Genomic DNA, 1,530 nt, shown 5'->3' with positions numbered 1-1,530 from the left:
AACAAACCAGTTAACGACCTTTCTCGTGGATGTAATGCAGATGATGTGTACAAGTTGACTCTTATCACAGCAGCTCAAGCAGTTCATCAATAAAGAGAAGTGCTACTAAATAATTCGCATTTATAATCAAAAAACGCACAGTATCAGTACAGAAATGTACTGATACTATGCGTTTTATTGTGGGAAGATTTACTTCATTTTCTCTTAAAATTGAGTTTTTGCCCAGTCTATTTTTAGTATTTATAGGCTACGATACCAATGATTGTATCAACTGCACGTTCCATAGTCTGAAGGCTAACGTATTCAAAACGACCGTGCATATTCTCGCCACCAGCAAAGATATTAGGGGTTGGGATTCCCATAAAGGAAATCTTAGAGCCGTCTGTCCCTCCACGGATTGGTTCGATAATAGGAGTGATCCCCAAATCTTCCATAACTGCTTTAGCAATGGTAATTGGAGTCATATCTTTTTCAATGACTTCTTTCATATTGTAGTACTGATCTGTCAAGTTTAGGGTGACACGGTCGCTACCAAGTTCTTGATTCATCTTATCAGCGATAGACTGCATAGCTGTTTTACGCGCTTCAAAGGCATCTTTTTCAAAATCACGAATGATGTAGCTTGCACGCGCTTCCTCGACACTACCTGTCACATCCATAAGATGATAGAAACCTTGGTAGCCATCCGTTAACTCAGGTCTGTCATTCTCTGGAAGTTGATTGTGAAAATCAATTGCTAGCTGAAGGGCGTTGACCATCTGACCTTTGGCAGTACCAGGATGGACATTGCGTCCTTGGAAATGCAATTCAGCACCAGCTGCTGAGAAGGTCTCGTACTGAAGTTCACCTAGTGGGCCACCATCAACTGTGTAGGCAAAATCAACATCAAAATCTTCTGCATCAAATTTATTAGCACCAACACCGATTTCTTCATCTGGACCAAAACCAACACGAATCTCACAGTGTTTGATTTCAGGGTGAGCAGTTAGATATTCAATAGCAGTCATAATTTCAGCAATCCCTGACTTGTCATCAGCACCTAGCAAGGTTGTTCCATCGGTTGTGATGAGCGTTTGTCCTGGATATTTTTCAAGACTCTTAAAGTCAGCTGGATCGAGTTTGAAACCAGAATTTCCAAGTTCAATCACACCACCATCGTAGTTTTCAATTACCTGGGGATTAACTCCTTCGGCATTAAAGTCAGCAGTATCCATGTGGGAGATGAAGCCAATCTTTCGTGTTAAAGATGAATCATTGGCTGGCAAGGTACCAATCGCAAAACCATTTGGAAGGTAGTAGACGTTTTGCAGTCCGACACGTTTCATTTCAGGGATAAGAACATTGGTTGCAAAGTCAACCTGACTCTGCGTACTTGGAGTAGTAGTAGAGTGTTCATCAGAGCGCGTGTTAATCTTAACGTAGGTTAAGAAGCGGTCCAAGAGATTTGGGTAAGTCATAAAAAACTCCTTTTGAATTCATTTTTTCCATTGTATCATAGAAAGAAGAGAAAAACAAAACACAGAAGTTCGG

2 protein-coding genes are annotated in these 1,530 nt (G+C 40.8%); one reads left to right on the top strand and one right to left on the bottom strand.

Features of this window, described 5'->3' with window-relative positions:
• Positions 1–93, top strand: a 93-nt coding sequence (locus tag QZ359_RS01160; protein ID WP_293954377.1) for a phosphate acyltransferase, incomplete at its 5' end; no start/stop codon positions are given.
• 140 nt (positions 94–233) lie between these two features.
• Here the strand turns inward: QZ359_RS01160 and pepT are convergent.
• Positions 234–1,457 carry a peptidase T gene (gene pepT / locus QZ359_RS01155; protein ID WP_293954374.1) on the bottom strand — a complete coding sequence of 408 codons (1,224 nt, stop codon included), beginning with the start codon at positions 1,455–1,457 and terminating at the stop codon, positions 234–236.
• Between the last annotated feature and the right edge of the window lie 73 nt (positions 1,458–1,530).

Origin of the sequence: Streptococcus sp., assembly GCF_019414905.1 — a bacterium.
GTDB lineage: Bacteria > Bacillota > Bacilli > Lactobacillales > Streptococcaceae > Streptococcus.
This window is presented reverse-complemented; position numbering and strand designations above follow the sequence as displayed.

Excerpts from the sequence above, each read along its gene's own strand:
- pepT (WP_293954374.1), bottom strand. The coding sequence starts at position 1,457 with ATGACTTACCCAAATCTCTTGGACCGCTTCTTAACCTACGTTAAGATT.